This is a genomic window from Pseudoxanthomonas sp. LjRoot127, assembly GCF_964253495.1.
Classification (GTDB): domain Bacteria; phylum Pseudomonadota; class Gammaproteobacteria; order Xanthomonadales; family Xanthomonadaceae; genus Pseudoxanthomonas_A.
This window is the reverse complement of sequence record NZ_CAXUQR020000001.1, coordinates 2,198,575-2,223,356: the sequence shown is the minus strand read 5'-3', so window position 1 is coordinate 2,223,356 and position 24,782 is coordinate 2,198,575. Positions and strand designations below refer to the sequence as shown.

The following is a 24,782-nucleotide window of genomic DNA, read 5'->3' as shown; positions in this document are numbered from 1 at the left end:
GCGTTGCAGGGAATGCGTCATTCGCGAGCAATCGCCCCGAGTTTAACAAACCCGTTCACATTAGCCTGACCCCGCGGTTCAGGTCAGGCGAGCAATGCGATCTCCAGGATCAGCCAGCCGACGAAGGCGGCGAGCAGGATGCCGCCTTCCACGCGGCTGATACGCAGGTCGCCGCGCAGCATGGGATACAGCACCAGCACGAACGCGATGGCCGCCGGCAGTTCCAGCCGCACGAAGGACTCCGGCAGCGCCAGCGGACGGAATGCCGCCATGCCGCCTACCACCACCAGCAGATTGAACAGGCTGGAGCCGATGACGTGGCCGGCGACCATGTCGCCCTGTCCACGCCGCGCCGCCATGGCTGCGGCCGCGATCTCCGGCAGCGCCGTGCCGATGGCGACCGGCAGCAGGCCGGTGAGCAGCGGCGACAACCCCCATCCCTCCCCGATCACCGGCGCTGCCTGAACCACGTAGCGTGCGCCGAAGTACAGCAGGGCCGCCGCCACCGCGAATCGCAGCAGGTTCAACCAGAGCACGGTGCGCGTGCTGGCGAACGCCTCGACGTCGGTCCGCACCGCCTGCGCTTCGCGTGGCGCGCGCGCCAGCAGGAACGCCAGCGCCGCGACGAAACCCAGCAACAGCATGCCGCCTTCGACGCGACTGACCACGCCATCCAGGCCGAACACGATCAGCCCCAGCGAGGCCAGCGCCAGAAATACCAGCAACGGGGACAGCACGCGCAACCGCACGAGCACCGGCGCGGCGAGCGCCGCCACGCCCAGCGTCAGGCCCAGGTTGACGATGTTGCTGCCTACCGCATTGCCGAGAGCGAGTTCCTGCGCCCCGACCCAGGCCGCGCGCGCATTGACCGCCAGTTCCGGCAACGACGTGCCGAACGCGATCAGCAACAGGCCTGCCACGAAGGGGGACGCGCCGATCCGCTGCGCCAGCCCGGATGCACCCTTGACGATCGAGTCGCCGCCCAGCGCCAGCAGCACCAGTCCCAGCGCGAAATATCCCCAGGCTTCCGTCATCGCACGACCCCTTCCCGTGTGGTGTGCGGCGATTCTATGCCTGCGCGCGACGGTGGAGCCAGCATGGGCACCGCCGCGCGGCGGAATGGCTCAGGAACAGCCTTCCACGTAGTCGACCTGCGGCGACAGGCCCACGCGCCAGGCGGTGACCTTGCCGGATGCGTCGGCCTCGAACACCAGGCGGGTCGGTGCCACGTCGCCCGCGTCCATCGCCAGGTACTGGCCACCCTGCGTGTACTTGTGAGGCGAGGCCTTCAACGCGCCGCCATAGAGCTTCTGCAATTCATCGATGCCCATCCCGACCTTGCCGCCACCCGGCGCGGTTTCCTTGTCGGTGCCGACGTCGTAGCGAACGAACTTGCCTTCTTCCATCATGAAAGCGAAGTCGGCGGGGCGGGTGATCCACTTCGGCCACAGGTAGTGGCAGGTGGTGCCCTCCATCGGCGCGCCATTGAGTTCACCGCCCCATGCCGCGCGTGCCTCATCGACCGTGCTGCCCAGCTTCATGTCGCCGTAGCCGAGGAAACTGGCCTGGGTCACCGGACCGGCGGGCGCGGCGGTGTCGTCCACGGCGGGCGTCGGTGCCGGGGCTTCCGCCATCGGTGTGCTGGTCGCCGTGGTCGTCGGCTCGGCTGGCGGCGTACCGGCTTCTTCGCGCTGGCACGCGGACAACAAGGTGACGACCATCACGATCGGCAGCATCGACTTCATCGGCTCTCTCCATTGCACAAACCTGAATCGTAGCGTTCACGCGTTAATTCGCTGCGAACGTGCAGTTGTCATGCGCACTTCATGGCCGGCGAATAGCCTGCGCGCGACCTTCCGCTCCTTTCGCCATGCGACCGTCGAAAACCGATCTGGCCCGTGACATCCTGCAGGCCCACACGGGTGCACTGGGCATGCGCGAGCGACGCACGCTGATCCTCTGCGACGGTCGACGCGACCTCGCCGAGCTGGTGCAGTTGCTGGGACAGGATGCACCGCTGCTGGTGCAGCGCCTGGTACAGGCCGGATATCTCGTCGACGGGTCGCGCATGCAGGTCACCGCGCCTGCCGCCGCCGTCGTCGCTTCCGCCACTACTCCAGGACCACGGCGTTCGCTGGTGGCGGCCAAGGTCTACCTGTCGGGCATGCTGGAACTGCAACGCGACGACGGCGCGCGCCGCCACCGTGACCGCTTGCAGGCGCGGCTGGACGATGCGGCGATGCTCGACGCGCTCGCCGATGCCTTCCGCTTCCTGGAGGGACGCGTGGCCGCCACGCTCGCCGGACGCATCCGGCAGCGCCTTTTCGAGGCACTGCCCACGGAGGCCCTGCCCCGCATGCACGAGAGCCTGGTCCCGCAGGAAGAAAACGCCTTGCGGTGAACGCGGCTCAGTCCTTCGGCGCGAAGTGCTTGCGCAGGCCGGCCCAGCACACCTGGTAGTCGCGCTGGCGGTGTGCGGCGTCCACCGCCTGCCGCGTTGGCCGGATCACCGCACGCGTCTCGAACATGAAAGCCATTGTTCCGGTGATGACATCGGGCTTGGACAGATCGGCGCCCGACGCTTTCTCGAACGTCGCAGCATCCGGCCCGTGACCGGTCATGCAGTTGTGCAGCGAAGCGCCGCCCGGCGCGAAACCCTCGGCCTTCGCATCGTAGACGCCATGGATCAGGCCCATGAACTCGCTGGCGATGTTGCGATGGAACCACGGCGGACGGAACGTGTCCTGCGCCACCAGCCAGCGCGGCGGGAAGATCACGAAGTCCATGTTGCCCACGCCAGGGGTATCGCTCGGCGAGGTGAGCACCAGGAAGATCGATGGATCCGGATGGTCGTAGCTGATCGAGCCGATGGTGTTGAAGCGGCGCAGGTCATAGCGGTAGGGCGCGTAGTTGCCGTGCCAGCCCACCACGTCGAGCGGCGAATGGCCGATGTCCGCGCGCCACAGGTGGCCCTGGAACTTGGCGATCAGTTCGAATTCGCCCTCGACGTCCTCGTAGGCGGCGACCGGCGTTTCGAAGTCGCGCGGATTCGCCAGCCCGTTCGAGCCGATCGGCCCCAGGTCCGGCAGGCGGAGCTGCGCGCCGAAGTTCTCGCAGACATACCCGCGCGCCTCACCGTCAGGCAGTTCGACCAGGAAGCGCACGCCGCGCGGAATCACCGCGATCTGCTGCGGCTCGACATCGATCACGCCGAACTCGGTGGCGATGCGCAGGCTGCCCTGCTGCGGGACGATCAGCAGTTCGCCATCGGCATCGTAGAAGTAGCGCCCCTGCATCGAACGGTTGGCGGCGTACAGGTGGATGCCCACGCCGTGCTGGGCTTCCGGCGTGCCGTTGCCGGCCATGGTGTAGAGGCCATCGACGAAATCGGTGGGAGTTTCCGGCATCGGCAATGGCGACCAGCGCATCTGGTCCGGCGACACCGGACCGGCACTGAAATCGCTGTGCAGGCGATGCTGCGCGTAGGGCGCGAAGGTGCCGTGCATCGCCGCCGGGCGGATGCGGTACAGCCAGCTGCGGCGGTTCTCGGCGCGCGGCGCGGTGAACGCGGTGCCGCTGAGCTGCTCCGCATAGAGACCGTGCGCCACGCGCTGCGGCGAGTTGCGGCCTTCGGGCAGCGTGCCGGGAATCGCCTCGGTGGCGAAGTGGTTGCCGAAGCCGGTCATGTATCCGCGATCGGGGGGCGTTTTCATCTCGATGCCTTTAAAGCCCCTCTCCCGACGGGAGAGGGGTTGGGGTGAGGGGCGATGGTGAGACGGTCCTGCAGATCGCCTCAGCCACCGCTTCGATCTGCATCAGTACTTCGTTGTCCCAGAACCGCAGGACGGTGAAACCCTTTGATTCCAGGAACTGCGTTCGTAAGTGATCGGATGTTTCCGTGTGCTGCGATCCATCCACTTCAATCACCAACTTGACCGATACACAACAGAAATCGACCGTGTAGGGCGGGATGGAATGCTGGCTACGGAACTTCAAACCCTCGATGCCACCGCCTCTGAGGATCGACCAAAGTTTGCGTTCCGCATCTGTCGATCGTGCCCGCAGTTCCCTCACCCGTTCCAAAGCACGAGTGGCCATCGGAGGTCTGCGGTGGTTCGTCATCCTTGTCCTCCTGCCCCTCACCCCAACCCCTCTCCCGTCGGGAGAGGGGCTTGAGGCAGAAGACTACAGCACCCCGCGCTTCATCTGGTCGCGCTCGATGCTCTCGAACAGTGCCTGGAAGTTGCCTTCGCCGAAGCCTTCGTTGCCCTTGCGCTGGATGATCTCGAAGAAGATCGGGCCCAGCGCGTTCTGGGTGAAGATCTGCAGCAGCTTGCGTTGCTTGGTCTCGACGTCGGCATCGATCAGGATCTTGTTGCGCGCCAGGCGTGCCACGTCTTCCCCATGGTTCGGGATGCGCTGGTCGATCACGTCGAAATAGGTATCCGGCGTGTCGAGGAACTCGACGCCCGCTTCGCGCATCTTCTCCACCGTGGTGTAGATGTCGTCGGTGAAGCAGGCGATGTGCTGGATACCCTCGCCCTTGTAGGCGTCGAGGTACTCGTTGATCTGGCTCTTCGGGTCGCTGGACTCGTTGAGCGGGATGCGCACCATGCCGTCCGGCGCGGTCATCGCCTTGGACAGCAGGCCGGTCTTTGCGCCCTTGATGTCGAAGTAGCGGATCTCGCGGAAGTTGAACAGCCGCTCGTAGTAGTCCGCCCACTTGGCCATGTTGCCGTGGTAGAGGTTGTGGGTCAGGTGATCGATGAAAGTCAGCCCGAAGCCCTTCGGCATCAGGTCCACGCCGGGCAGGTATTCGTAGTCGGGGTCGTGGATGGTGCCCTGGTCGTCATAGCGGTCGACGATGTAGAGCATGCAGTCGCCGATGCCCTTGATGACCGGCGCGGCCACGGCCTTGGTCAGCTCGTCCGCCGCGTCGAACGACTCGGCGCCGTTCTTGAGCGCCTGCACGCGCGCCCATTCGGCCAGTTTCTTCACGCGGATCGCAAAGCCGCACGCGCTGGGGCCGTGTTCGGCAGCGAAGCGGGCAGCGAAGGAATCGGGGTCCTCGTTGATCAGGAAGGTGCAGTCGCCCTGGCGATAGGTGCTGATGGCGCGCGTCCTGTGGCGCGCGACCTGCACGAAGCCCAGCTTGCGGAAGTAATCGTGCAGGTGGTGAGCCTGCCCGGCGGGCGCGGCGAACTCGACGAATTCGAAGCCGTCGATGCCCATCGGGTTGTCGAACGTCGTGGGCTGCATGCCCAGGTTGGGTTGTGCGTTCATGGGGCGTCTCGCTAGGCTTGCGTGGATGCACGCCAATATAGTTTCAGCTGAAACCACCCACAAGTAGCAGCGCAACAATGAGCCAGCCGCCCGACAGCCCGCCCGTCCACGCCGATTTCGACCTCGACCGCCTGTTCTCTTATCGGTTGAGCGTGCTGTCCAACCGGATCAGCAGCGCGATTTCCCGCGAATACCACCGCCGTTTCGGCCTGGCCATCACCGAATGGCGGGTCATGGCCGTCCTGGGCCGCTTCCCGGGCCTGTCCGCCGGCGAGGTCGCCAGCCGCACCGCCATGGACAAGGTCGCCGTCAGCCGGGCGGTCGCCCGCCTGCTGGAACGGGCCCTGATCCAGCGCGAGATCCACGGCGACGACCGGCGCCGCTCGGTGCTGGCGCTGACCGACGAGGGTTTCCGGGTCTACGACGAAGTCGCACCGATGGTGATCGAGTACCACCAGCGCATGCTGGAGCCGCTGAGCGACGAGGAACGCGCGATGCTCGACCAGTTGATCGACAAGCTGGCCGGCGAAGGCGTGAAGCGCATCGAGGGCTGAGCGGCCCGCTTCCGTAGAGCCGAGCTTGCTTGGCTGCGCGATGCGTGCGAACCCGACAGCAGCGGAGCAAGCTCCGCTCTACGAACAAAAAAACGGCGGCCCATGGCCGCCGTTTTCAATGGATCCCCGCTTGCGCAGGGATGACACATCGGCAAAGGCGCACCCGCGGGGTGCGCGCCGATGCGTCACTTCACGCCGTGCATCAGCTTCTGGATCAGCGGCGCGATCAGGAACAGCAGCGCGCCCGGAATCACCAGCGCCCAGAAGCCGAACGTGTAGCCGCTCAACGCGGACTCCACGTTCATGCCACTCTCGCCGCTGACGTGACTGGCGAAGATGCCGGAAAGATTGTTGCCGATGCCGGTGGACAGGAACCAGCCACCCATGCCGAAGCCGACCAGGCGCAACGGCGCCAGCTTGGTCACCATCGACAGGCCGATCGGCGACAGGCACAGCTCACCGATGGACTGGATCCAGTACACCGCGAACAGCGTCCAGAAGGGAATCTTGCCGAAGCCGTCCACCAACGTGGACAGCGCGAACATCAGCAGCAGGAATGCCAGGCCATTGAAGATCAGGCCCAGGCCGAACTTGCGGGGAATCGACGGATTCGCGCGCCCCATTTTCACCCACAGCCAGGCCATGATCGGCGCAAGCGTGATGATGGCCACCGAGTTCACCGACTGGAACCAGCCCACCGGGAAGATCCAGCCGCCGAAATCGCGGTTGACGATCTTGTCCGCCAGGAAGCTGAAAGAGCTGCCCGCCTGTTCGAAGAAGCACCAGAACAGCACGTTGAACGCGAAGATGATCAGCATCGCAATCACCATGTCGCGCTGCTTGGGTCCGTTGCGGATACCCTCAACCAGCAACAGGATGCCCAGACCGATGAACATCGCGGTCAGCACCCATTGGAGCGTGCTGGCGCCAAGGCGCAGCAGGAAGTAGATGACCGGGATCGCAAGCACCGCACCGATCGCCGTCAACAGCACCCTGCCCTTGCCCTCGCCACCGGCAGGTGGCGTACCTACCCCTTTCAACTGGCCGCGACCAAACCAGAACCACACCAGGCTCACCAGCATGCCGATACCCGAGGTGATGAACACCACCTTGTAGGCCGGCATACCCTCAGCGCCGAATACCTTCTCGGCCAGCCAGCCGGTGAGCAGCGGCGAGACCATGGCGCCCAGGTTGATACCCATGTAGAACAGGGTAAAACCCGAATCGCGGCGCTCGTCCCCGGTGGTGTAGAGCTTGCCGACCATCGTCGAGATGTTCGGCTTGAAAAGGCCGTTGCCCGCGATGATCGTGGCCAGACCCAATTGGAAAATGTTCTCGTTGGGCACCGCGATCATGAACAAACCTGCCGCCATGATCACCGCGCCCACCAGGATCGAGCGTTGATAGCCGATCACGCGATCCGCTACGTAACCGCCGAAGATCGCCGCGGCGTAGACCAGCGCCAGATATGCACCGTAAATCTGGTTGGCGGGTGCCTCACCCGTGCCACTCCCCCCGTGGAACTGGGCCACGATGTAGAGCACCAGTGCCCAACGGATGCCATAGAACGCGAAGCGTTCCCAGAACTCGGTCATGAAGAGCATCCACAACGGACGCGGATGGCCCATGACCTGGGCGTAGTCGGGAACGTGCCCCGGTTGCGTATCGACGGCTCCGCTCATGCGGGCTCCCCCTAGAAAAGTAGTTCAGGATTTCGGTTTCCCCTGCAACGAGCGCAGGGGACGGGCGAGGATCACCGACCCGGCGGGCCCTCGTCAAATCGCTGAAACGCCGGTGGTGTAGCAGTCGCCTTGCCTGTTCAGCGAGTCAACCTACTGATTTCCAAGGGATTTCGATCCGGCCGACCCCGCTCGCCCATCAGCGATTGGGGCCGATCGACGTGCGCACGTCGAACAGTTCCGGGAAGAAGGTCAGCTCTAGCGCCTGGCGCAGGAAGCCCACGCCGCTGGACCCGCCGGTACCGCGCTTGAAACCGATGATGCGCATCACCGTGCGCATGTGGCGGAAGCGCCACAACTGGAACTGGCTTTCCAGATCCACCAGGTCCTCGCACAGCGAGTACTCGCGCCAGTAGCGGTCGGTGTCCTCATAGATCGCTTCGAACACCGGCAACAGCGCGGCGTCGGCGGCGTGCGACTGGCGCCAGTCGCGCTGCAGGTGCTGCGGGGGGATCCCGTGGCCCCAGCGGGCGAGGTACATCAGGAATTCGTCGTAGAGGCTGGGGGCGTCGAGCACGGCCTCCAGCCCGGCATGGCCCTCCGGGTCATGGGCGAACACCTTAAGCATCGCCGCATTCTTGTTGCCGAGCAGGAATTCGATGGTGCGGTACTGCAGCGACTGGAAACCCGACGACGGGCCCAGCAGGTCGCGGAAGCCCATGTACTCGGACGGGGTCAGCGTTTCCAGCACCGACCACTGCTCGGTCAGCTGGCGCAGCACCTGCTTGGCGCGAGCCATCACCTTGCGGGCCTGCCAGACCTGGTCGCGCTGGAGGAAGCCGATCGCCGCCTGCAACTCGTGGATCATCAGCTTCATCCACAGTTCCGAGACCTGGTGCTGGACGATGAACAGCATCTCGTCGTGGTGCGGCGGGTCCGACACCGGGTGCTGCGCAGACAACAGGCGGTCCAGCTGCAGGTAGCCGCCGTAGCTCATCCGGCCGGACAGGTCGGTGTGGATGCCTGCTTCCAGCGGGCGTTCGTTCTTCTCTACGGCCATCCGTCGTTCAACCGGTGCACCACCCAAGCGGCGGCGGGGACGCCAGCGTAACCGATGCCGGTCGACGGCCCGGGCGATGCGACGGGAAACCGGCGCCCGTGTCACGCCCATGCAATGCGCGTACCACAGGCTTGGGCTACATTGCGTCGGCCGGGGGCGGCATCGCTCCCGCGGGGGTCGGCGTCCAATCCACTGAGGGAGAACCCGTTACATGGAAATGCCACGGGGCCGCGTCGCGGCCGTGCTCGCGTCTTTCGCCTTGCTGTTCGCCGCTTCGTCGGTACAGGCACAGGTGGTCATCAGCCAGGTCTACGGCGGCGGCGGCAACAGCGGTGCCACGCTGAAGAACGACTTCATCGAGCTGCGCAACAACGGCCCCACTGCGGTCGACCTGACGGGCTGGAGCGTGCAGTACACCTCCTCCGCAGGCACCACCTGGAGCGGGCGCACCAACCTGACGGGCACCATCCCGGCCGGCGGCTTCTACCTGGTCCAGCAGGCGCAGGGCGCCGGCGGCACGGTGGACCTGCCCGCGCCTGACGCGGTGGGCACCATTGCGATGAGCGGCACCGCCGGCAAGGTCGCGCTGAGCCGCAGCACCACGGCGCTGACGGGCGCCTGCCCGACGGCCGATGCGAACGTGGTCGACTTCGTCGGCTTCGGCAGTGCGGCCAACTGCTTCGAAGGCAGCGCGCCGACCGGCACGCTCAGCAACACCACCGCTGCGCTGCGTGGCGGCGACGGCAGCATCGACACCAACAACAACGGCGCCGACTTCGCGGTCGGTGCGCCGAATCCGCGCAACAGCGGCGCCGAGCCGCCGGAACCGCCCGAGCCGCCGCTGGCGCTGACCATCGCGCAGATCCAGGGCAACGGCCTGCTGTCGCCGCACAACGGCAAGCGCGTGGTGACCGAAGGCATCGTCACGGCGATCAAGTTCAACAACGGCTTCTTCCTGCAGGCCGCCAACGACGACGGCGACCCGACCACGTCCGAAGCCGTGTTCGTGTTCACCAGCAGCGCGCCGCCCGCCACCGCCGCCGTCGGCAACCGCGTGCGCGTCACCGGTACGGTCGAGGAATTCACCCCGTCGTCCAATCCGCACCAGCTGGCCATCACCGAGATCGTCACCCCGACGCTCGAAGTGCTGGAAACCGGCGTCGCCCTGCCTGCCGCGATCGAGCTGACCGCCGCCGAGCTGGGTCCTGACGCCCTGCCCGGCACGCTGGAACGCCTGGAAGGCATGCGCGTCAGCGTGGCGCAGTCGGTCGTGATCGCCCCCTCCGGCGGCAGCATCGACGAGAACGATGCGCTGTCCTTCAGCGACGGCGTTTTCCACGTGGCGCTGCCCGGCGTGGCGCGTCCGTTCCGTGAGCCCGGCATCGCCGTGATGGATGCCATCACCCTGCCGGCCGGCAAGAGCCCGCCGCGCTTCGACACCAACCAGGAACGCCTGATGGTGCGCAGCCGCGGCCAGGTCGGCGCATCGCCGCTGTCGGCCGACACCGGTGCCGACGTCGCCGGCCTGCTCGGCGTGCTCGACTACTTCGCCGGCACGTGGGCGCTGCTGCCCGACGTGGCCACGCCGCCGACGGTCACCGGCGGCATGTCGCCGGAAGCCGTCGACGATGCCGCCTACGATGAAGTCACCGTCGGCAGCTTCAACCTGCTGCGACTGTTCGACGAGGTCAACGACAGCAACGGCGCGGTGACGCTGACGCCGGAAGCGTTGGACAAGCGCCTGGCCAAGGCGGCGCTGGCGATCTGCGACTACCTGAAGACCCCGGACATCCTGGGCGCGGTGGAAGTGGAGAACCTGCGTGTTCTGCAGCTGCTGTCCGAGCGCATCGACGCGACCTGCGCCACGCGCCCGGGCTACGTGCCGTACCTGCAGCCTGGCAACGACGTGGGCGGCATCAACGTCGGCTTCCTGGTCAGTTCGCGCCTGACCGCGGACGGCATCGCCCGCGTGGAAGTGCTGGACGTCGCGCAGTTCGGCAAGGAAACCACCATCGCCAACCCGAACGGCACCACCAGCCTGCTCAACGACCGTCCGCCGCTGCGCCTGCGCGCCCGCGTGCACCAGGACGGCACGTCGAGCTACCCGCTGACGGTCGTCGTCAACCACCTGCGCTCGCTCAACGACATCAACGACACCCTGCCCGGCAGCAGCGGCTGGGCCACCGGCGGCGAGCGCGTGCGGGTGAAGCGCGGCGCCCAGGCGGTCTACCTGGCCCAGCTGGTGCAGGAGATGCAGCAGGCGAACCCGGACGAGAAGATCGTGCTGGTCGGCGACTTCAACGCGTTCGAGTTCAACGACGGCTATGTCGACGTGATGGGCATCATCAAGGGCGAAGCCGCGACGGAAGACCAGGTGCTGACGCACATGCCCAGCCCGTTGAGCGTGCCGCTCGTGGACGGCTCCCAGCTGATCGCCGATCCTGCGCAGCGCTACTCGTACTCGTTCGAGGGCAACGCGCAGACGCTGGACCACGTGCTGGTCAACGAAGCCCTGGTGATGGACGCCGGCCTGCGCGTGGACCATGCGCGCATCAACGCGGACTTCGGCGTGGACAACTTCGGCGATGCCACGCTGGCCCTCCGTTCGTCCGACCACGACCCGGTGCGCCTGAGCATCCGCGTGCCGTCCTTCGCCCGCGCCGACCTGTCGGCCACCGTCAGCGCAGACCGCACCACCGCCAACGTGGGCGAGACCGTCCGCTACACCGCCACGGTGCGCAACGCCGGTCCCGGCGCGGCATCGCCGGCGGCCTTCGCCTTCGTGTTCTCGGCCGAACTGTCGCCGTCGTTGGCCACGCTGCCGGCCGGCTGGAGCTGCGCGGCACCGGAAGTCTCCGCGGGCACCACCCGCGTGGCCTGCACCGTGCCGGCGCTGGCGGTCGGTGACGAAGCGACCTTCGCCCTCGACGCCGTCGTCCCGGCCAGCGCAGCAGGTGCCACGCTCGGCCTGGGCGTGTCGGCCAATTCGACCGTGCTCGACCCGGCCAACGGCGACAACACCGCCGCCGTGTCGGTGGCCGTGGCCGCGTTGCCGCAGACCCGCGCGGACCTGTCGGTGCAGCTGCTCGGCGCCGCCCTGCCGCTGCGTCGCGGCACCATCGCCACGCTGCTGGTGCCGGTGCGCAACGCCGGCCCCGATGCGGCCGAGCAGGTCACCGTGCGGCTGACCAGCAACGTCGATGCCCGCTACGCCGCCGTCGCCGCCCCCAGCGGCTGGAGCTGCACGCGCGTGCAGGACACCACCGACGGCGCCGCCGCCGACTGCACCCGTCGTGGCACCATGCCGCGCGGCGTGCAGACGCTGGCCTTCGCCCTGGTGGTGCCGGGCAAGCCGAAGCGCGGTACGGAACTGGAGTTCGACGCCACCGTCAGCAGCACGACGACGGACCCCAACCCCGCCAACAACCACGACCGGCTGGTCCAGCGCATCCGCTGAACTTTCCCGCCATCGTGGGGTCGACAGGGGCGCGGGCGACCGCGCCCCTTGTCGTTTGCGCAGCCCGCGACGCGGATCACGTCCGGCCCACGCCGGCTGCAGGCAGGCTGACACCGAACGACACCCGGGCAAGCGCCTGTTTCCGCACCGGTTTCTCCGCGCAGCCACCTGCCATGCACCCCCGTCTTGCTGCATTGCACGACAGCCGCCAGCCCCATCGCTCCTAAAATTACATCTGAAACCAATTCCGCCGGCTGACGAGAACACCGTCCAGATGACCACCGCCGCAAGCTTCGAGATCGAATACCTCCAGTACCTGGGCCCCGACGGCTCCTTGGTGCGCAATGATCTGCCCGAAGCCGGGCGCGACATCGCCCGCCTGCGCGACCTGTTCAAGCAGATGCTGTTCGTGCGCACGTTCGATACCAAGGCGATCGCCTTGCAGCGCACCGGCAAGCTGGGCACCTACGCCAGCTGCCTCGGCCACGAGGCCACCCATGTGGGCATCGGCGCCTCGATGCGCACCGGCGACGTCTACGCCCCCAGTTACCGCGAGTACGGCGCCATGTTCATGCGCGGGGTGAAGCCGCGCGACGTACTGATGTACTGGGGCGGCGACGAGCGCGGCAGCGACTACGACCGCGACAGCGATGCGCGCATCGACTTCCCGTTCTGCGTGCCGATCTCCACCCAGTGCCTGCACGCCGCCGGCGCGGCGCTGTCGTTCAAGCTGCGCAAGCAACCCCAGATCGCGGTGGCGACCTGCGGCGATGGCGGTTCGTCGAAGACCGACTTCTATGCCGCGCTGAATTCCGCCGGCGCCTATGAGCTGCCGCTGGTGCTCGGCGTGATCAACAACGGCTGGGCGATCTCGGTGCCGCGCAGTGCGCAGACCGGCGCGCAGACGCTGGCGCAGAAGGGCCTGGCCGGCGGCCTGCACTGCCTGCAGGTGGACGGCAACGACCTGATCGCCGTGCTCGAGGGCATGCGCCGTGCCAGCGAGCGCGCCCGCAAGGGCCAGGGCGGCACGGTGATCGAATTCGTCACCTACCGCCTGTCCGACCACACCACCGCCGACGACGCGCGACGCTACCGCGATGACGCCGAAGTGAAAGCCGGCTGGGAACGCGAACCCATGACGCGCCTGCGCACCTGGCTGACCGCGCAGGGCGCGTGGAGCGAAGCCGACGAGGCCGCATGGAAGGAAGAGTGCGGCGTGCGCGTGGACGAAGAGGTCAACAGCTACCTCAACACGCCAGTGCAGCCGGTCGAGACGATGTTCGACTACCTGTACGCCGATCCCCCACCGGAACTGCTGCAGCAACGCGCCGCCGCGATCGCCGCGGAGAACCGCCCATGAGCACCGTGATGAAGCCCGAGAACAAGACTGTGGGAGCGACGTCAGTCGCGAAGCAGGACGCCGCGGCGACCCCGACCGCGATCACCCTGATCGAAGCCATCACCCAGGCGCTGGCGTGGGAGATCGCGCACGACGAATCCGTGCTGGTGTTGGGCGAGGACGTGGGCGTGAACGGCGGCGTGTTCCGCGCCACCGCCGGCCTGCAGCAGAAGTTCGGCCCGGAGCGCGTGCTCGACACGCCGCTGGACGAAACCACCATCGCCGGCCTGACCGTCGGCCTGGCGGCGCAAGGCATGAAGCCCGTGGCCGAAGCGCAGTTCGACGGCTTCGTCTATCCGATGGTCGACCACATCATCTGCCACGCCGCCCGCCTGCGCACCCGCACGCGCGGCCGCCTGCACTGCCCGATGGTGCTGCGCGTGCCGTGGGGCGGCGGCATCCGCGCGCCGGAGCACCACAGCGAGGCCAACGAAGCCATCTTCACCAACGTGCCCGGCCTGCGCGTGGTGATGCCGTCCTCGCCGCAGCGCGCCTACGGCCTGCTGCTGGCCGCGATCCGTGACCCGGACCCGGTCATCTACATGGAGCCCAAGCGCATCTACCGCCAGTACAAGGAAGTGGTCGCCGACGACGGCGAAGCGCTGCCGCTGGACGTGTGCTACGTACTGCGCGACGGTACCGACGTGACCCTGGTGACCTGGGGCGCGCAGGTGAAGGAAGCGCTGGAAGCCGCCGACAAGCTGGCCGGCGAAGGCATCAGCGCCGAAGTCATCGACGTGGCCACGCTGCGTCCGCTCGATTTCGACACCATCGCCGAATCGGTGGCCAAGACCGGCCGCTGCGTGATCGTGCACGAAGCGCCGCGCACCGCGGGCTTCGGCGCCGAGATCGCCGCGCGTCTGGCCGAACACTCGATGTACGACCTGCTGGCCCCGGTCGAACGCGTCACCGGCTACGACACCCACATCCCGCTGTTCCGCTTGGAAATGAAGTACCTGCCGAGCGTCGACAAGATCGTCGCGGCGGCGAAGCGGGCGATGGCGAACGGCTGATGCGCGCCCGCGCCGTCCGCGACTACCGAAGGCAGTACGCGAACCCGATCCGGTTCGCGCGCGGCGACGTGGTCGCACTCGGCGCACGCGACACCGAATGGCCGGCCTTCGCCTGGACCACCACGGCCGATGGCAATGCCGGCTGGGCGCCGGTGGACTGGCTGCAACCACAGGACGACGGCCTTGCCGTCGCCCTGCGCGACTATTCCGCGCAGGAACTGGACGTGCGGGCCGGCGACATCGTCGAACTGCATCATGACCTCGGCGACTGGTGGTGGTGCACGCATGCGGATGGACGCGAAGGCTGGCTGCCGGCGCGCGACCTGTACCTGATCAACGACACGACTTCCGAAGAGACTTCCGAATGAGCGAGAGCAAGACCTTCCATCTTCCCGACCTGGGCGAAGGCCTCCCGGACGCGACCATCGTCGAATGGTTCGTCAAGGAAGGCGACGTGATCCGGCTGGACGAACCGCTGGTGTCGATGGAGACCGCGAAGGCCGTGGTCGAAGTGCCCTCCCCGGTGTCCGGCAAGGTGATGAAGCTCGCCGGCGCCGCGGGCGATGTCGTCATCACCGGCAGCATGCTGGCCGTGTTCGAGCCCGATGCCAGCCTGCCGCAGCGTGCGGAGGGCCAGGACACCGGCCATCACCACGGTCCGCCGAAGTCCGCTTCTGCGGAAGCGACGTCAGTCGCGACCCCTGCAACCGGATCCCCCGTCGTCGCGACTGACGTCGCTCCCGCGGAGACCGACGCCGGCACCGTGGTCGGTGCCATGCAATCGTCCAACGCGATCCATACCGAGCAGGCGATCGCCGTGGGCGGCGTCAAGGCCATGCCCGCCGTGCGCGCGATGGCGAAGAAGCTCGGGGTGGACCTCGCGCGCGTGCGCGCCACTGGCGCCGATGGCGCGGTGACGATGCAGGACGTCAAGCAGGCGGCTGCCGACGGGACGCGCCTGCTCCCCTCTCCCGTCGGGAGAGGGGTTGGGGGTGAGGGTTCGCAGCATCCGACCGCCAGTACTCGCACCGAACCCTCATCCGCCCTGCGGGCATCTTCTCCCGAAGGGAGAAGGGAAGATCAACGTACTGCGCTGTCCGCCAGCGGCAAGCCGATGCGCACGCAGCCGCCGGGCGTGTCGGTCAGCGGACAGCCGGAACAACTCAAGGGCGTGCGCCGGAACATGGCGCGCGTGATGGCCGATGCGCATGCCAAGGTCGTGCCGACCACGCTCAGCGACGACGCCGACGTGCACGACTGGACACCCGGCAACGACATGACCGGCCGCCTGGTCCGCGCCATCGTCCGTGCCTGCAAGTCGGTGCCGGCGATGAACGCCTGGTTCGATGGCGAGAAGCTCACCCGCACGCTGCACCCGCATGTCGACATCGGCATCGCCGTGGATACCGATGACGGCCTGTTCGTCCCCGCGCTGCGCAACGCCGACCTGCTGGAGGCCGGCGGCGTGCGCGAGAGCATCAACCGCCTGCGCGCGCAGGTGGAAGACCGCAGCATCCCGCCGTCGGAGCTGACCGGCTACACGATCTCGCTGAGCAACTTCGGCATGTTCGCCGGCCGCTACGCGACCCCTGTGGTGGTGCCGCCGTGCGTGGCCATCGTCGCCGCCGGTCGCGCGCGCCACCAGGTTACGCCGGTGATGGGCGGCTTCGAATCGCACAAGGTGATCCCGTTGTCGGTGACGTTCGACCATCGCGCGTGCACGGGTGGCGAAGCGGCGCGTTTCCTGAAGGCGCTGATCGACGATCTGGCCCTGCCCCAGTAGAGCGGCCGTCGCAAGGGATGAGCGACGCAGGGTTTCGTCGCTCAATCCTCCAGTGGGCAAGCGCTGTGGTGAGAGGACAACGCGCGACCGCGAAGCGTGGCAGGATGCCGCCATGATCCCACCGCAGGAGTCGCCATGAGCCACCGCAGCCGTCTCGCCGGTTTCATCATCGACAGCCAGGTCGACGACCTGCCCGCCGCCTCCGCCTTCTGGAGCGCCGCCCTGGGGTTGAAGGTCACCGATCCCGACGACGGCGGCCTGGGCATCTACGACAAGTTCGAGCCCGGCCCGGGTGGCCTGCATATCGAAGTGCAGAAGGTGAAGCATGACGCGCGCGTGCACCTCGATATCGAGACCGACGACATCGAGGCCGAAGTCGCGCGGCTGGAAGCGCTCGGCGCCAGGCGCATCCAGCACGTACGCAACCGCTGGTGGGTGATGGAAGCGCCCACCGGCCATCGCTTCTGCGTGGTGCCGATGGACGAAGGCAGCCCGCGCGGCAGACCCAACCGCTGGCCCTGAGGCGCCTTCAGCGCGTCAGCCTGGCTTCGTCTTTCCAGAAGGCAAGCAAGCGCGTCAGGCCCGCAGAGTCGGCGGATTCGTCTTCCAGCCACGGAATCTCGCGACGCCACTGCGACTGGCTGAGCTGCTGCACCAGCGTCTGCGGTGCGGTGGCGAAACCCATATGCCAACGCTGGAACTGGCGTTTTTCCACCCTGCCCTGCTCCAGGATCTCCAGCCGCTGATGCTGGCTGGCGCGCGCGATGCGGGCGTAGATCTGCTCCACGTCGGCACGTGCGCCTTCCAGGTACTGCACGAAGCGCTGCCCACCGTACAGGAGCGCACCGGTCACCTCGGCGAGTTCATTCGCCACGCGCGCATCCAGCAGCAGCTGGTCGAGATCGGCCGCATCCAGCGGGCGCGTGGCCTGGCTCTGATAGACCAGGGCATGAAGAGGGGCCACGTGCGTTCCGGTATTGGGAAAGGACACGCAGCATAGCGCAGCGAATCACATGAACGCCGTGCGCGTGCGCCGCTATTCGCGTTCAGTCTCGCTGCGCGCGCGGATCGCTTCGAATTCTGAACCGTTCAGCCAGCGGGGCCAGGCATCGCTGTCCGCGATCTCGCGGCCGAGGGTGTAGAGCAGCGTCACGTCCCGTGCCTGACCGCCTGCATCCCACGACGGTGTCCACGCATCGCAGGGCTGGTGGTAGCAACGGGCGAAATAGGCATCGCGCAGCGCCCGGCCGCCTGCGACGCCGCCCTCCACGCGATCCAGTCCCGCACCCACGGTGATCGCGGGAACGCCCGCGCGCGCAAAGGCGAAGTGGTCCGCGCGATAGAAGAAGCCCGCCTCCAGGTTGGGATCCTCCGAATAGTTGCGTCCCTGCGCTTCCGCCACGCGTTTCAGGTCGCCTTCCAGCGACACACGGCCCTTGCCCCACGAAGCGATATCGCGATTCGGGCCATCGGAGCTGAGCATTTCGATGTTGAGCACCGCCGCCGTCTTCTCCAGCGGCGCCACCGGGTTGGCGGCGTAATAGCTGGCGCCCTGCAGACCTTTTTCCTCCGCGGTCAGCGCCATGAACAACAGGGTCCGCTGCGGGCGTGGACCGGCGGCGAACACGCGCGCCAGTTCGATCACCGCCGCGACACCGGTGGCATTGTCGACCGCTCCATGACGGATCGCATCGCCTGTCGTGTCCGGCTCGCCGATGCCAAAGGCGTCCCAATGCGCGGAATAGATGACCGTTTCGTCCGGTCGGGTCGCACCCGGCAAGCGTCCGATGACGTTGCGCGTTACCACTTGGTCACGCTTGACGGCGAACGTGGCCGACAAGGTCGCATCGCCCAGCGCCACGGGAGCGAAGGCGGCCGTCTGCGCACGGCGTTTCTCCATCTCGAAGTCCAGTCCGGCACGCTGGAACAGCGACACCGCCAGGTCGCGCTGCATCCAGCCGCGCAGCGGCGTGTGGTAGGTCGCGGCGTCCGCGCGCGGGATGTCGAACACCGGAGACACGCCCGACGCGCGCACGGTCGCCCAGCCATACGCGGCCGGTTCCGTCTCGTGGACGATCAGCACCCCTGCGGCACCCTGTCGCGCCAGTTCCTCGTATTTGTAGGTCCATCGGCCGTAGTACGTCACCGCGCGGCCGTCGAATGCACCGGGCGACGCGGTTTCGAAGTCCGGATCGTTGACCAGCACCACCGCGACCTTGCCTTTCAGGTCGGCACCCTTGTAATCGTTCCACCTGCGGTCGGGCGCGGTGATGCCGTAGCCGACGAACACCAGCGGCGCGTCGACGAGCGACACACGGTCAACCGGGCTCAGGCTCTGCAGAACAACGTCATCGCCATTGGCGAGCACCTGCGTCTTGCCGCCGATGCGAAGGGATGCCGTCACCGTGCCATCCACCTGCGCACGCACCAGCGGCACGTCCTGCGTCCAGGTGCCTTGCTCGCCGCCGGGGCGGACGCCCGCCCTCTTCAATTCGTCGACGATATAGGCGACGGTCTTCTCTTCACCGCGCGTCGCCGGTGCACGGCCCTCGAACTCGTCCGACGCAAGCACGCGCACATGCCGCGACAGGTTGTCGGCATTGATGCCGCCGCCGGGGATGTCGGCGGCGAAAGCTGAGGGCGTGCCGAGCGAGAGGAGCAGCAACGGGAGGGCATGCTTCATGTGTATTCTGGTTCATCCGGCAGACGTCGCGAGTCTAAAGGATCGATGTGGGAGCGACGTAAGTCGCGATGGAGCGCCAACGAGGCATCATCGCGACTTAGGTCGCTCCCACGAGAGCAGAGATTCAGCGTCGCCGGCGCGTCACGGCCGCCCACGATCCAGCCACACGCCCAGACCCTGCGCATTGAGTTCGACATCCATGGCGAGCAGGCTCAGCACGTCCTCGTCCGCCAGCGGCACCTGCTGGGCATGGGCGCGCTCGAGGTACAGCGCCGACAGTGCGGCGGCGATGCAGCGATGACGATCCGCACGCCCGTCGCAGGCGTCGGCGATGGCCACCATCGCATCGATCTGTTCGTACAGCGACTGCGCCAGGCGCGGTACGTCGGACAAGGGCCCGTAGTGGGTGAGGTACATGGCCTCCGGCGCGCGCTCGACCATGCGCGCGATGCTGGCCTTCAGCGCCCCGGGTTCGAATTGCACGGGCGTGGTGGTCGGCAGGATGAAGGCGCCGTGTGGTCCGTCCAGTTCGCGATACGAAAGCCCGAACGTGTCGCCGGTGAACCAACTGCGGCTGCGCGCATCCCAGATGCAGTGGTGGTGGCGCGCATGCCCCGGCGTATCGATGCATTCCAGCGCGCGGCCGGCCAACAGCACCGTCTCGCCATCCTCGACGATGTGCACGCGCGCCTCCGGCACCGGCTGGATGGCGCCGTAGCTGCGCTGCATCTCTTCTTCGCCATACACCGCGGTCGCCCCAGCGATGAGCTTCCCAGGGTCGATGAGGTGCGGCGCCGCACGCGGGTGTGCGACCAGCGTGGCGTTCGGCAAGTGCTGCATCAGCAGGCCAGCGCCACCGGCATGGTCCAGGTGCACGTGGGTGACGATCAGCAGCTCGATGTCGGCAGCGGCGAGGCCGGCGCGCTGCGCCGCCGCCAGCAACAGCGGCACGGAATGGTTGGTGCCGCAATCGATGAACGCACCGCGACCTTCCTCGACGATCAGGTAGGCGGCGTCGAAGTGGTCGCGCTGGAACGCGGTGTCGATGGTATGGATGCCGTGGAGGCTCATCCGCGGGCCTGTGTGGGGACGGATGACCCGATTCTAGTCCGCGATCCGCGGCAGCACGACCCGCCTTTGGTGGAACCCGCCATCCACGCGCAGGTCAACCGCGCGACAACCACCAGCCGCGCAGCGGTACCGCCAACGTCAGCACGAACAGGAAAGCACCGTAGGCGACGAGCGTCGCCAGCACCTGCTTCCAGATCGCGCCGGTGCCCACATCGGACGCACCCAGCGCGTATCCCCACTGCATGCCGATGAAGCTGAGCACGAAGGCCACCGCGAGCGCCGCGAGATCGAAGCCCTTGCGGCGCCCGTTGCGCGGCTGACGCGGGAACAGCCAGTACAACGATCCCAGCAACAGGAACCACGGCAGGAACAGGATGACCGCCAGGTACGGCATGGCTCAGGCCTCCGCGGCGCGCAGCGCGGCCAACGCCGCGAGCACATCACCGGCGGGGACCTGCAGCACGATCTCCGGCGTCTCCATCGCGTCCGCCTGCTCGGCCTGCTTGAGCACACCGATCAGCTTGCCGGCGTCCTTCGGCGAATCGAAGCCGTTGCTCTGCACCAGCACGTTGCCCTCGGCGTCCGTGAGCTTGAAGTAGAAGCGGCCATCGGTATCGCGGTACTGCTTGAACGCCGGCAGCGCGGCCTTCGATGCCGTGGCCTTCGCCTCGACTACCGGCTGCTGGGACAGGTCACGCAGGCCCACCGCATGGCGCAGCTCGGCCAGCAGCGGCGTGGCATAGCGTTCGCGCAGGCGGCGGGCGCCGTCGCGCAGGATGGCTTCGATGTCGGCCGGCTTGGCCATCAGCGCTTCGTACTTCTCGCGCAGCGGTGCGATTTCCGCATCGATGCGTTCGAACAGCTGCTGCTTGGCATCGCCCCAGCTGATGCCGTCGGCGAACTTCTGGGCGAACGCGCGCGTTTCCTCGGCGCTGCCGAAGGCCTGATACAGCTGGAACAGCGCCGAACCTTCGGTGTCCTTCGGCTCGCCGGGTCCGCGCGAGTCGGTCAGGATGGAGAACACCAGTTTCCTGAGCTCCTCGCGCGGCGCGAACAGCGGGATGGTGTTGTTGTAGCTCTTGCTCATCTTGCGCCCGTCCAGGCCGGGCAGCGTGGCGACGTTGTCGTCGATCAGCGCCTCCGGCAGGGTGAAGTACTCCTTGCCGTAGACGTGGTTGAAGCGCTGGCCGAAGTCGCGCGCCATCTCGATATGCTGGATCTGGTCGCGACCCACCGGCACCTGGTGCGCGTTGAAGATCAGGATGTCTGCCGCCATCAGCACCGGGTACATGAAGAGGCCCGCGCTGACGCCCGCATCCGGGTCTTCACCGTCGGCGTTGTTCTTGTCCACCGCGGCCTTGTACGCATGCGCGCGGTTGAGGATGCCCTTGCCCGCCACGCAGGTCAGGAACCACGTGAGCTCGGTGATCTCCGGCACGTCGCTCTGGCGGTAGAACCAGACCTTGTCCGGTTCCAGGCCGCAGGCCAGCCAGGTCGCCGCGATCTCCAGCGTGGAGCGCTGGGTGCGCGCCGGGTCCTGGGCCTTGATCAGGCTGTGCAGGTCGGCCAGGAAGTAGAAGCTCTCCGTGTCCGAGGCACGGCTGGCGGCCACGGCGGGGCGCACGGCGCCGACGTAGTTGCCCAGGTGCGGCGTGCCCGAGGTGGTGATGCCGGTAAGGACGCGGGTGGTCATGTGCGAAGCGGGGAATGCGGGAAAGCGGCCAGTTTACCGGCTGGGGGCGGGCGATGCCGGTGGCCGGCCTGCGACACGGCGTCGCAGGCGCGGCCCACTGGCGGCTTAACCGGGGCAGGCATCGCCGTTCCAGGCAACCCCACTGCCGCCGACGATCCGTTCCCAGCATCGTCCCCACCTGGAGAACGGACATGCTGCATCGCTTCCTTGCTTCCCTGGCCACGCTGGCGTTGCTCGCCGCGTGCGCCCCGTCTCATGCCCGCCCATTGGTGGACGTCAGCGTGGTCGACCGCGACACTGGCGAATCGCTGGCACGGTACCCGCATCGCGGTGAGCTCTGGGTCGCCGGCATGCCTGGTCATCGCTACAGCGTGCGGCTGGCCAACACCACCGGCGAGCGCGTGCTGGTCGTGCTGTCGGTGGACGGCATCAACGCCGTCACCGGCCAGACAGCGAACCCCTCACAAGCCGGCTATGTACTGGAGCCATGGCAGACCACCGAGATCAACGGCTGGCGGAAGTCGATGGACGACGTGGCGCAGTTCGTGTTCACCGATCTGGGCGACAGCTACGCCGCGCGTACTGGGCGTCAACGCAACGTCGGTGTCATCGGCGTAGCGGCATTCCGCGAAGCGCCTGCCTACCGCTACCCGCAGTACGAACCGCCGCCGATCGCCCGCGGGACGATGAGCAAGCAGGCGGAAGCCGAAGCCGCGGCGCCTGTCGTATCATCGCGCAGCATCGTTGCCGACGAATATTCGCGCCAGCAAAGCATCGGCACCGGCCATGGTGGCCGGGAATGGGCCCCGACCTCACGTACCGGCTTCGAGCGCGCAACCCGCCAGCCCGAACAGGTGAGTGAACTGCGCTACGACGAGCATCGTCGACTGGTCGCGATGGGCATCCTGCCGCGCCACCGCCAAGGCCCGATCTGGCGCGACGATGCGCCACGTGCCTTCCCGGGTGGATTCGTCGCCGATCCTCCTCGCCGCTGACAAAAAAGACGGGCCGCCCTGGGGCGGCCCGTCTTGTTCCGGCGTCCGCGAAACGCGGATGGCTCAGTGCTTGAAGCTGCTGTCGGAACGCAGCGTGCGCTGGAAGTCCGCGACCTCGGTGCGGGCGCGGTCGCGATCGTAACCGTAACGCTCCTGCAGCCTGCCCTCGAGATACTCCGCGTTGCCTTCCGCGACCTTGAAATCGTCATCGGTCAGATCGCCCCACTTCGCCTGGATCTTGCCTTTCAGCTGCTTCCAGTTGCCGGCGATGATGTCCTGATTCATGGTGTTGCCTCATTGAGTGAGCGGCAGGGGGCGCCGCGGGGACAGCATCGCAAGGCAGGCGTTCCCATCCGATCAAACGCGTGTCAACGCGGTATTAGGAAACGCGGGCTCGTTCAGTCGAATGACGGCGCCTTCGCGGCAATGAACACGCGGCGAGGCAAAAAAAGACGGGCCGCATGGCGGCCCGTCTCGATGACGCATGAGGAAGCCGGCGCTTACTTGCCGGAGGAATCCTCGACTTTTTCGCCCACCTTCTGCACGTCCTTGCCGAACCCCTTGACGGTGTTGCAGCCGGACAGCACGGCGATGGAGAACAGGGACAACATCAGCAACGCGGCGACACGCTTCATAGGCGACTCCTGTGGACAGTATTCACGGGCCGGGGCAAGCCGAACCGGGTGCGGGACCCGGCCTCCCCACGACCGCAGTGTCATTCAACCACGCTGGCTGCAGGCTGACCATGCGCCGCGGGCGGACAAGCAAAAGGGGCCGGTCGCCCGGCCCCTTCCTGTAACGCTTCCGCGAGGAGCGGTCGCATCAACCCGCATGCATCAGCACTTGCCGTCCTTGCAGTCCTGGGCCTTGTCCTCGACCTTCTCGCCGACCTTCTGCACGTCCTTGCCGGCACCGGCCATGGTGTTGCAGCCCGACAGGACCGCCATCGAGAACATCGCCGTCAGCAGCAGCATCATTGCACGCTTCATGTGTCATCTCCTGGGTGGAAAAAGGGGTGCCGATGCGGGTGCGTCCCACACCGCAGCGGCGTGTGCGTGCACCTTCGTCGTCGTGGCGTATAGGCCGCGTGAAGCCCCTGCCGGCGCGTTCAGGCGCAGTTTCCTCGTCCCGGCAGGCCTAGTCGCGCATCAGGGTGGATTTGCCGAACAGGCTTTCCACCAGGTCCACCGTCAGCTTGGCAGTGCGATTGCGGCGATCCAGCACGGGATTCAGTTCGACGATGTCCAGCGAACCCATCAGCCGCGTGTCCGCGATCATCTCCATCACCAGCTGCGCCTCGCGGTAGTTGGGCCCGCCGGGCACCGTGGTGCCTACGCCGGGCGCGATGCTGGGGTCCAGGAAATCCACGTCGAAGCTCACGTGCAGGTGGGTATCGGCATCCAGCCCCTCCAGCGCCGTTTCCATGGTGCGCTTCATGCCGACCTCGTCGATGTATCGCATGTCGTACACATCGACCTGGTGGTCCTTGATGAGCCGCTTCTCCTCCGGATCGACCGAGCGGATCCCGATCTGCCGGACCATCGCCGGGGTGATGGCCGGCGACTCCCCACCCAGTTTCGTCAGCGCATCCGGGCCGATGCCGCACAGGCACGCCACCGGCATGCCGTGGATGTTGCCCGACGGCGTGACGTCGCTGGTATTGAAATCCGAATGCGCGTCCAGCCACAGCACGCGCAGCTTCTTGCCGGCCTGGCGACAGTGTCGCGCCACGGCCGTGATGGACCCCATCGCCAGGCAGTGGTCACCCCCCAGCATGATCGGGAGACGGTTGCGCGCCAGTTCCGCCGCGGTGGCATCCATCACCGCCCGGTTCCATGCCACCACTTCGTCGAGGTGACGGTAGCCGCTGACCGGACCGGTCCAGGGATTGGCGGGCCCCTGCACGTTGCCGGTATCGACGACGTCCACGCCACGCGCCGCCAGCGCCTCGCCCAGGCCGGCGATGCGCAGTGCATCCGGGCCCATGCGGGCGCCGCGATGGCCGGCGCCGACGTCGGTGGGAACGCCGATCAGGGAGACGGGGGGAAAGACTCGACTCATGGGTACGTCCTGCGAAAACAGGCGCACAGTCTATGCGGTCGGCGATGACGG

At 67.2% G+C, this 24,782-nt stretch carries 25 protein-coding genes; 9 read left to right on the top strand and 16 right to left on the bottom strand.

Features of this window, described 5'->3' with window-relative positions:
* Positions 1–83: 83 nt before the first annotated feature.
* Positions 84–1,034, bottom strand: coding sequence for a sodium:calcium antiporter (locus tag ACSQ19_RS10240; protein ID WP_435996756.1), 951 nt, complete (start codon positions 1,032–1,034; stop codon positions 84–86).
* A gap of 90 nt (positions 1,035–1,124) precedes the next feature.
* On the bottom strand, positions 1,125–1,745 hold the full coding sequence (locus ACSQ19_RS10235; protein WP_296279433.1) for a lectin: 621 nt from the start codon (positions 1,743–1,745) through the stop codon (positions 1,125–1,127).
* A gap of 125 nt (positions 1,746–1,870) precedes the next feature.
* Between ACSQ19_RS10235 and ACSQ19_RS10230 the strand changes: the two genes are divergently transcribed.
* Positions 1,871–2,401: a hypothetical protein gene (locus tag ACSQ19_RS10230; RefSeq protein WP_435996753.1), complete on the top strand. Its 531-nt coding sequence runs from the start codon at positions 1,871–1,873 to the stop codon at positions 2,399–2,401.
* Positions 2,402–2,408: 7 nt separating this feature from the next.
* On the opposite strand, the gene hmgA is transcribed toward ACSQ19_RS10230, so the two are convergent.
* From hmgA to hppD, 3 genes are all read right to left on the bottom strand, one after another.
* Positions 2,409–3,713: a homogentisate 1,2-dioxygenase gene (gene hmgA, locus ACSQ19_RS10225; protein ID WP_435996751.1), complete on the bottom strand. Its 1,305-nt coding sequence runs from the start codon at positions 3,711–3,713 to the stop codon at positions 2,409–2,411.
* Positions 3,714–3,723: 10 nt separating this feature from the next.
* Positions 3,724–4,122 (bottom strand): endonuclease domain-containing protein, encoded by a 399-nt coding sequence (locus ACSQ19_RS10220; protein WP_435996749.1) that lies wholly within the window; start codon positions 4,120–4,122, stop codon positions 3,724–3,726.
* 63 nt (positions 4,123–4,185) lie between these two features.
* The gene (hppD, locus tag ACSQ19_RS10215; RefSeq protein WP_296279426.1) at positions 4,186–5,283 is read right to left on the bottom strand and encodes a 4-hydroxyphenylpyruvate dioxygenase; all 1,098 of its coding nucleotides are present in this window, start codon (positions 5,281–5,283) and stop codon (positions 4,186–4,188) included.
* Positions 5,284–5,360: 77 nt separating this feature from the next.
* On the opposite strand from hppD, the gene ACSQ19_RS10210 reads away from it, so the two are divergent.
* Positions 5,361–5,837, top strand: coding sequence for a MarR family winged helix-turn-helix transcriptional regulator (locus ACSQ19_RS10210; RefSeq protein ID WP_296279425.1), 477 nt, complete (start codon positions 5,361–5,363; stop codon positions 5,835–5,837).
* Positions 5,838–6,022: 185 nt separating this feature from the next.
* Here the strand turns inward: ACSQ19_RS10210 and ACSQ19_RS10205 are convergent, their stop codons facing one another.
* Both ACSQ19_RS10205 and ACSQ19_RS10200 read right to left on the bottom strand, forming a co-directional pair.
* A complete protein-coding gene (locus tag ACSQ19_RS10205; RefSeq protein ID WP_435996747.1) occupies positions 6,023–7,519 on the bottom strand; it encodes a peptide MFS transporter in 1,497 nt (498 codons plus the stop codon).
* A gap of 196 nt (positions 7,520–7,715) precedes the next feature.
* Complete coding sequence (locus tag ACSQ19_RS10200; RefSeq protein WP_435996745.1) at positions 7,716–8,576, bottom strand: tryptophan 2,3-dioxygenase; 861 nt, start codon at positions 8,574–8,576, stop codon at positions 7,716–7,718.
* A 217-nt stretch (positions 8,577–8,793) separates the two neighbouring features.
* Here ACSQ19_RS10200 and ACSQ19_RS10195 point away from each other — a divergent pair, with 217 nt between their 5' ends.
* From ACSQ19_RS10195 to ACSQ19_RS10170, 6 genes are all read left to right on the top strand, one after another.
* Positions 8,794–12,033 (top strand): lamin tail domain-containing protein, encoded by a 3,240-nt coding sequence (locus ACSQ19_RS10195; protein ID WP_436000939.1) that lies wholly within the window; start codon positions 8,794–8,796, stop codon positions 12,031–12,033.
* Between the two features lie 274 nt (positions 12,034–12,307).
* Positions 12,308–13,393 (top strand): pyruvate dehydrogenase (acetyl-transferring) E1 component subunit alpha, encoded by a 1,086-nt coding sequence (gene pdhA / locus ACSQ19_RS10190; RefSeq protein WP_435996743.1) that lies wholly within the window; start codon positions 12,308–12,310, stop codon positions 13,391–13,393.
* Positions 13,394–13,401: 8 nt separating this feature from the next.
* Entirely contained in the window at positions 13,402–14,445 is a 1,044-nt protein-coding gene (locus tag ACSQ19_RS10185) for an alpha-ketoacid dehydrogenase subunit beta (protein ID WP_299342577.1), read from the top strand.
* The gene (locus ACSQ19_RS10180) at positions 14,445–14,813 is read left to right on the top strand and encodes an SH3 domain-containing protein (protein ID WP_299340320.1); all 369 of its coding nucleotides are present in this window, start codon (positions 14,445–14,447) and stop codon (positions 14,811–14,813) included. The genes ACSQ19_RS10185 and ACSQ19_RS10180 overlap by 1 nt, the downstream gene beginning before the upstream one ends.
* On the top strand, positions 14,810–16,228 hold the full coding sequence (locus ACSQ19_RS10175) for a dihydrolipoamide acetyltransferase family protein (RefSeq protein ID WP_435996740.1): 1,419 nt from the start codon (positions 14,810–14,812) through the stop codon (positions 16,226–16,228). The genes ACSQ19_RS10180 and ACSQ19_RS10175 overlap by 4 nt, the downstream gene beginning before the upstream one ends.
* Positions 16,229–16,363: 135 nt before the next feature.
* Positions 16,364–16,750 carry a VOC family protein gene (locus tag ACSQ19_RS10170; RefSeq protein ID WP_296279414.1) on the top strand — a complete coding sequence of 129 codons (387 nt, stop codon included), beginning with the start codon at positions 16,364–16,366 and terminating at the stop codon, positions 16,748–16,750.
* A gap of 7 nt (positions 16,751–16,757) precedes the next feature.
* Here the strand turns inward: ACSQ19_RS10170 and ACSQ19_RS10165 are convergent, their stop codons facing one another.
* The 5 genes from ACSQ19_RS10165 to ACSQ19_RS10145 form a co-directional block, all read right to left on the bottom strand.
* Positions 16,758–17,192, bottom strand: a complete 435-nt coding sequence (locus tag ACSQ19_RS10165) for a BLUF domain-containing protein (RefSeq protein ID WP_296279413.1) — start codon at positions 17,190–17,192, stop codon at positions 16,758–16,760.
* A 72-nt stretch (positions 17,193–17,264) separates the two neighbouring features.
* Positions 17,265–18,911: a M28 family metallopeptidase gene (locus tag ACSQ19_RS10160; protein WP_435996738.1), complete on the bottom strand. Its 1,647-nt coding sequence runs from the start codon at positions 18,909–18,911 to the stop codon at positions 17,265–17,267.
* Between the two features lie 141 nt (positions 18,912–19,052).
* Positions 19,053–19,982 carry an MBL fold metallo-hydrolase gene (locus tag ACSQ19_RS10155; protein WP_435996736.1) on the bottom strand — a complete coding sequence of 310 codons (930 nt, stop codon included), beginning with the start codon at positions 19,980–19,982 and terminating at the stop codon, positions 19,053–19,055.
* 94 nt (positions 19,983–20,076) lie between these two features.
* On the bottom strand, positions 20,077–20,376 hold the full coding sequence (locus tag ACSQ19_RS10150) for a hypothetical protein (protein WP_435996734.1): 300 nt from the start codon (positions 20,374–20,376) through the stop codon (positions 20,077–20,079).
* 3 nt (positions 20,377–20,379) lie between these two features.
* Complete coding sequence (locus ACSQ19_RS10145) at positions 20,380–21,675, bottom strand: tryptophan--tRNA ligase (RefSeq protein WP_435996732.1); 1,296 nt, start codon at positions 21,673–21,675, stop codon at positions 20,380–20,382.
* Between the two features lie 191 nt (positions 21,676–21,866).
* On the opposite strand from ACSQ19_RS10145, the gene ACSQ19_RS10140 reads away from it, so the two are divergent.
* Positions 21,867–22,670, top strand: a complete 804-nt coding sequence (locus ACSQ19_RS10140; RefSeq protein ID WP_435996730.1) for a hypothetical protein — start codon at positions 21,867–21,869, stop codon at positions 22,668–22,670.
* Between the two features lie 63 nt (positions 22,671–22,733).
* On the opposite strand, the gene ACSQ19_RS10135 is transcribed toward ACSQ19_RS10140, so the two are convergent.
* From ACSQ19_RS10135 to rocF, 4 genes are all read right to left on the bottom strand, one after another.
* Positions 22,734–22,955 (bottom strand): CsbD family protein, encoded by a 222-nt coding sequence (locus tag ACSQ19_RS10135; RefSeq protein WP_296279403.1) that lies wholly within the window; start codon positions 22,953–22,955, stop codon positions 22,734–22,736.
* 215 nt (positions 22,956–23,170) lie between these two features.
* Complete coding sequence (locus ACSQ19_RS10130) at positions 23,171–23,305, bottom strand: entericidin A/B family lipoprotein (protein WP_055937075.1); 135 nt, start codon at positions 23,303–23,305, stop codon at positions 23,171–23,173.
* Positions 23,306–23,506: 201 nt separating this feature from the next.
* Positions 23,507–23,659, bottom strand: a complete 153-nt coding sequence (locus ACSQ19_RS10125; protein WP_055937078.1) for an entericidin A/B family lipoprotein — start codon at positions 23,657–23,659, stop codon at positions 23,507–23,509.
* 148 nt (positions 23,660–23,807) lie between these two features.
* Complete coding sequence (gene rocF / locus ACSQ19_RS10120; RefSeq protein ID WP_435996726.1) at positions 23,808–24,731, bottom strand: arginase; 924 nt, start codon at positions 24,729–24,731, stop codon at positions 23,808–23,810.
* Between the last annotated feature and the right edge of the window lie 51 nt (positions 24,732–24,782).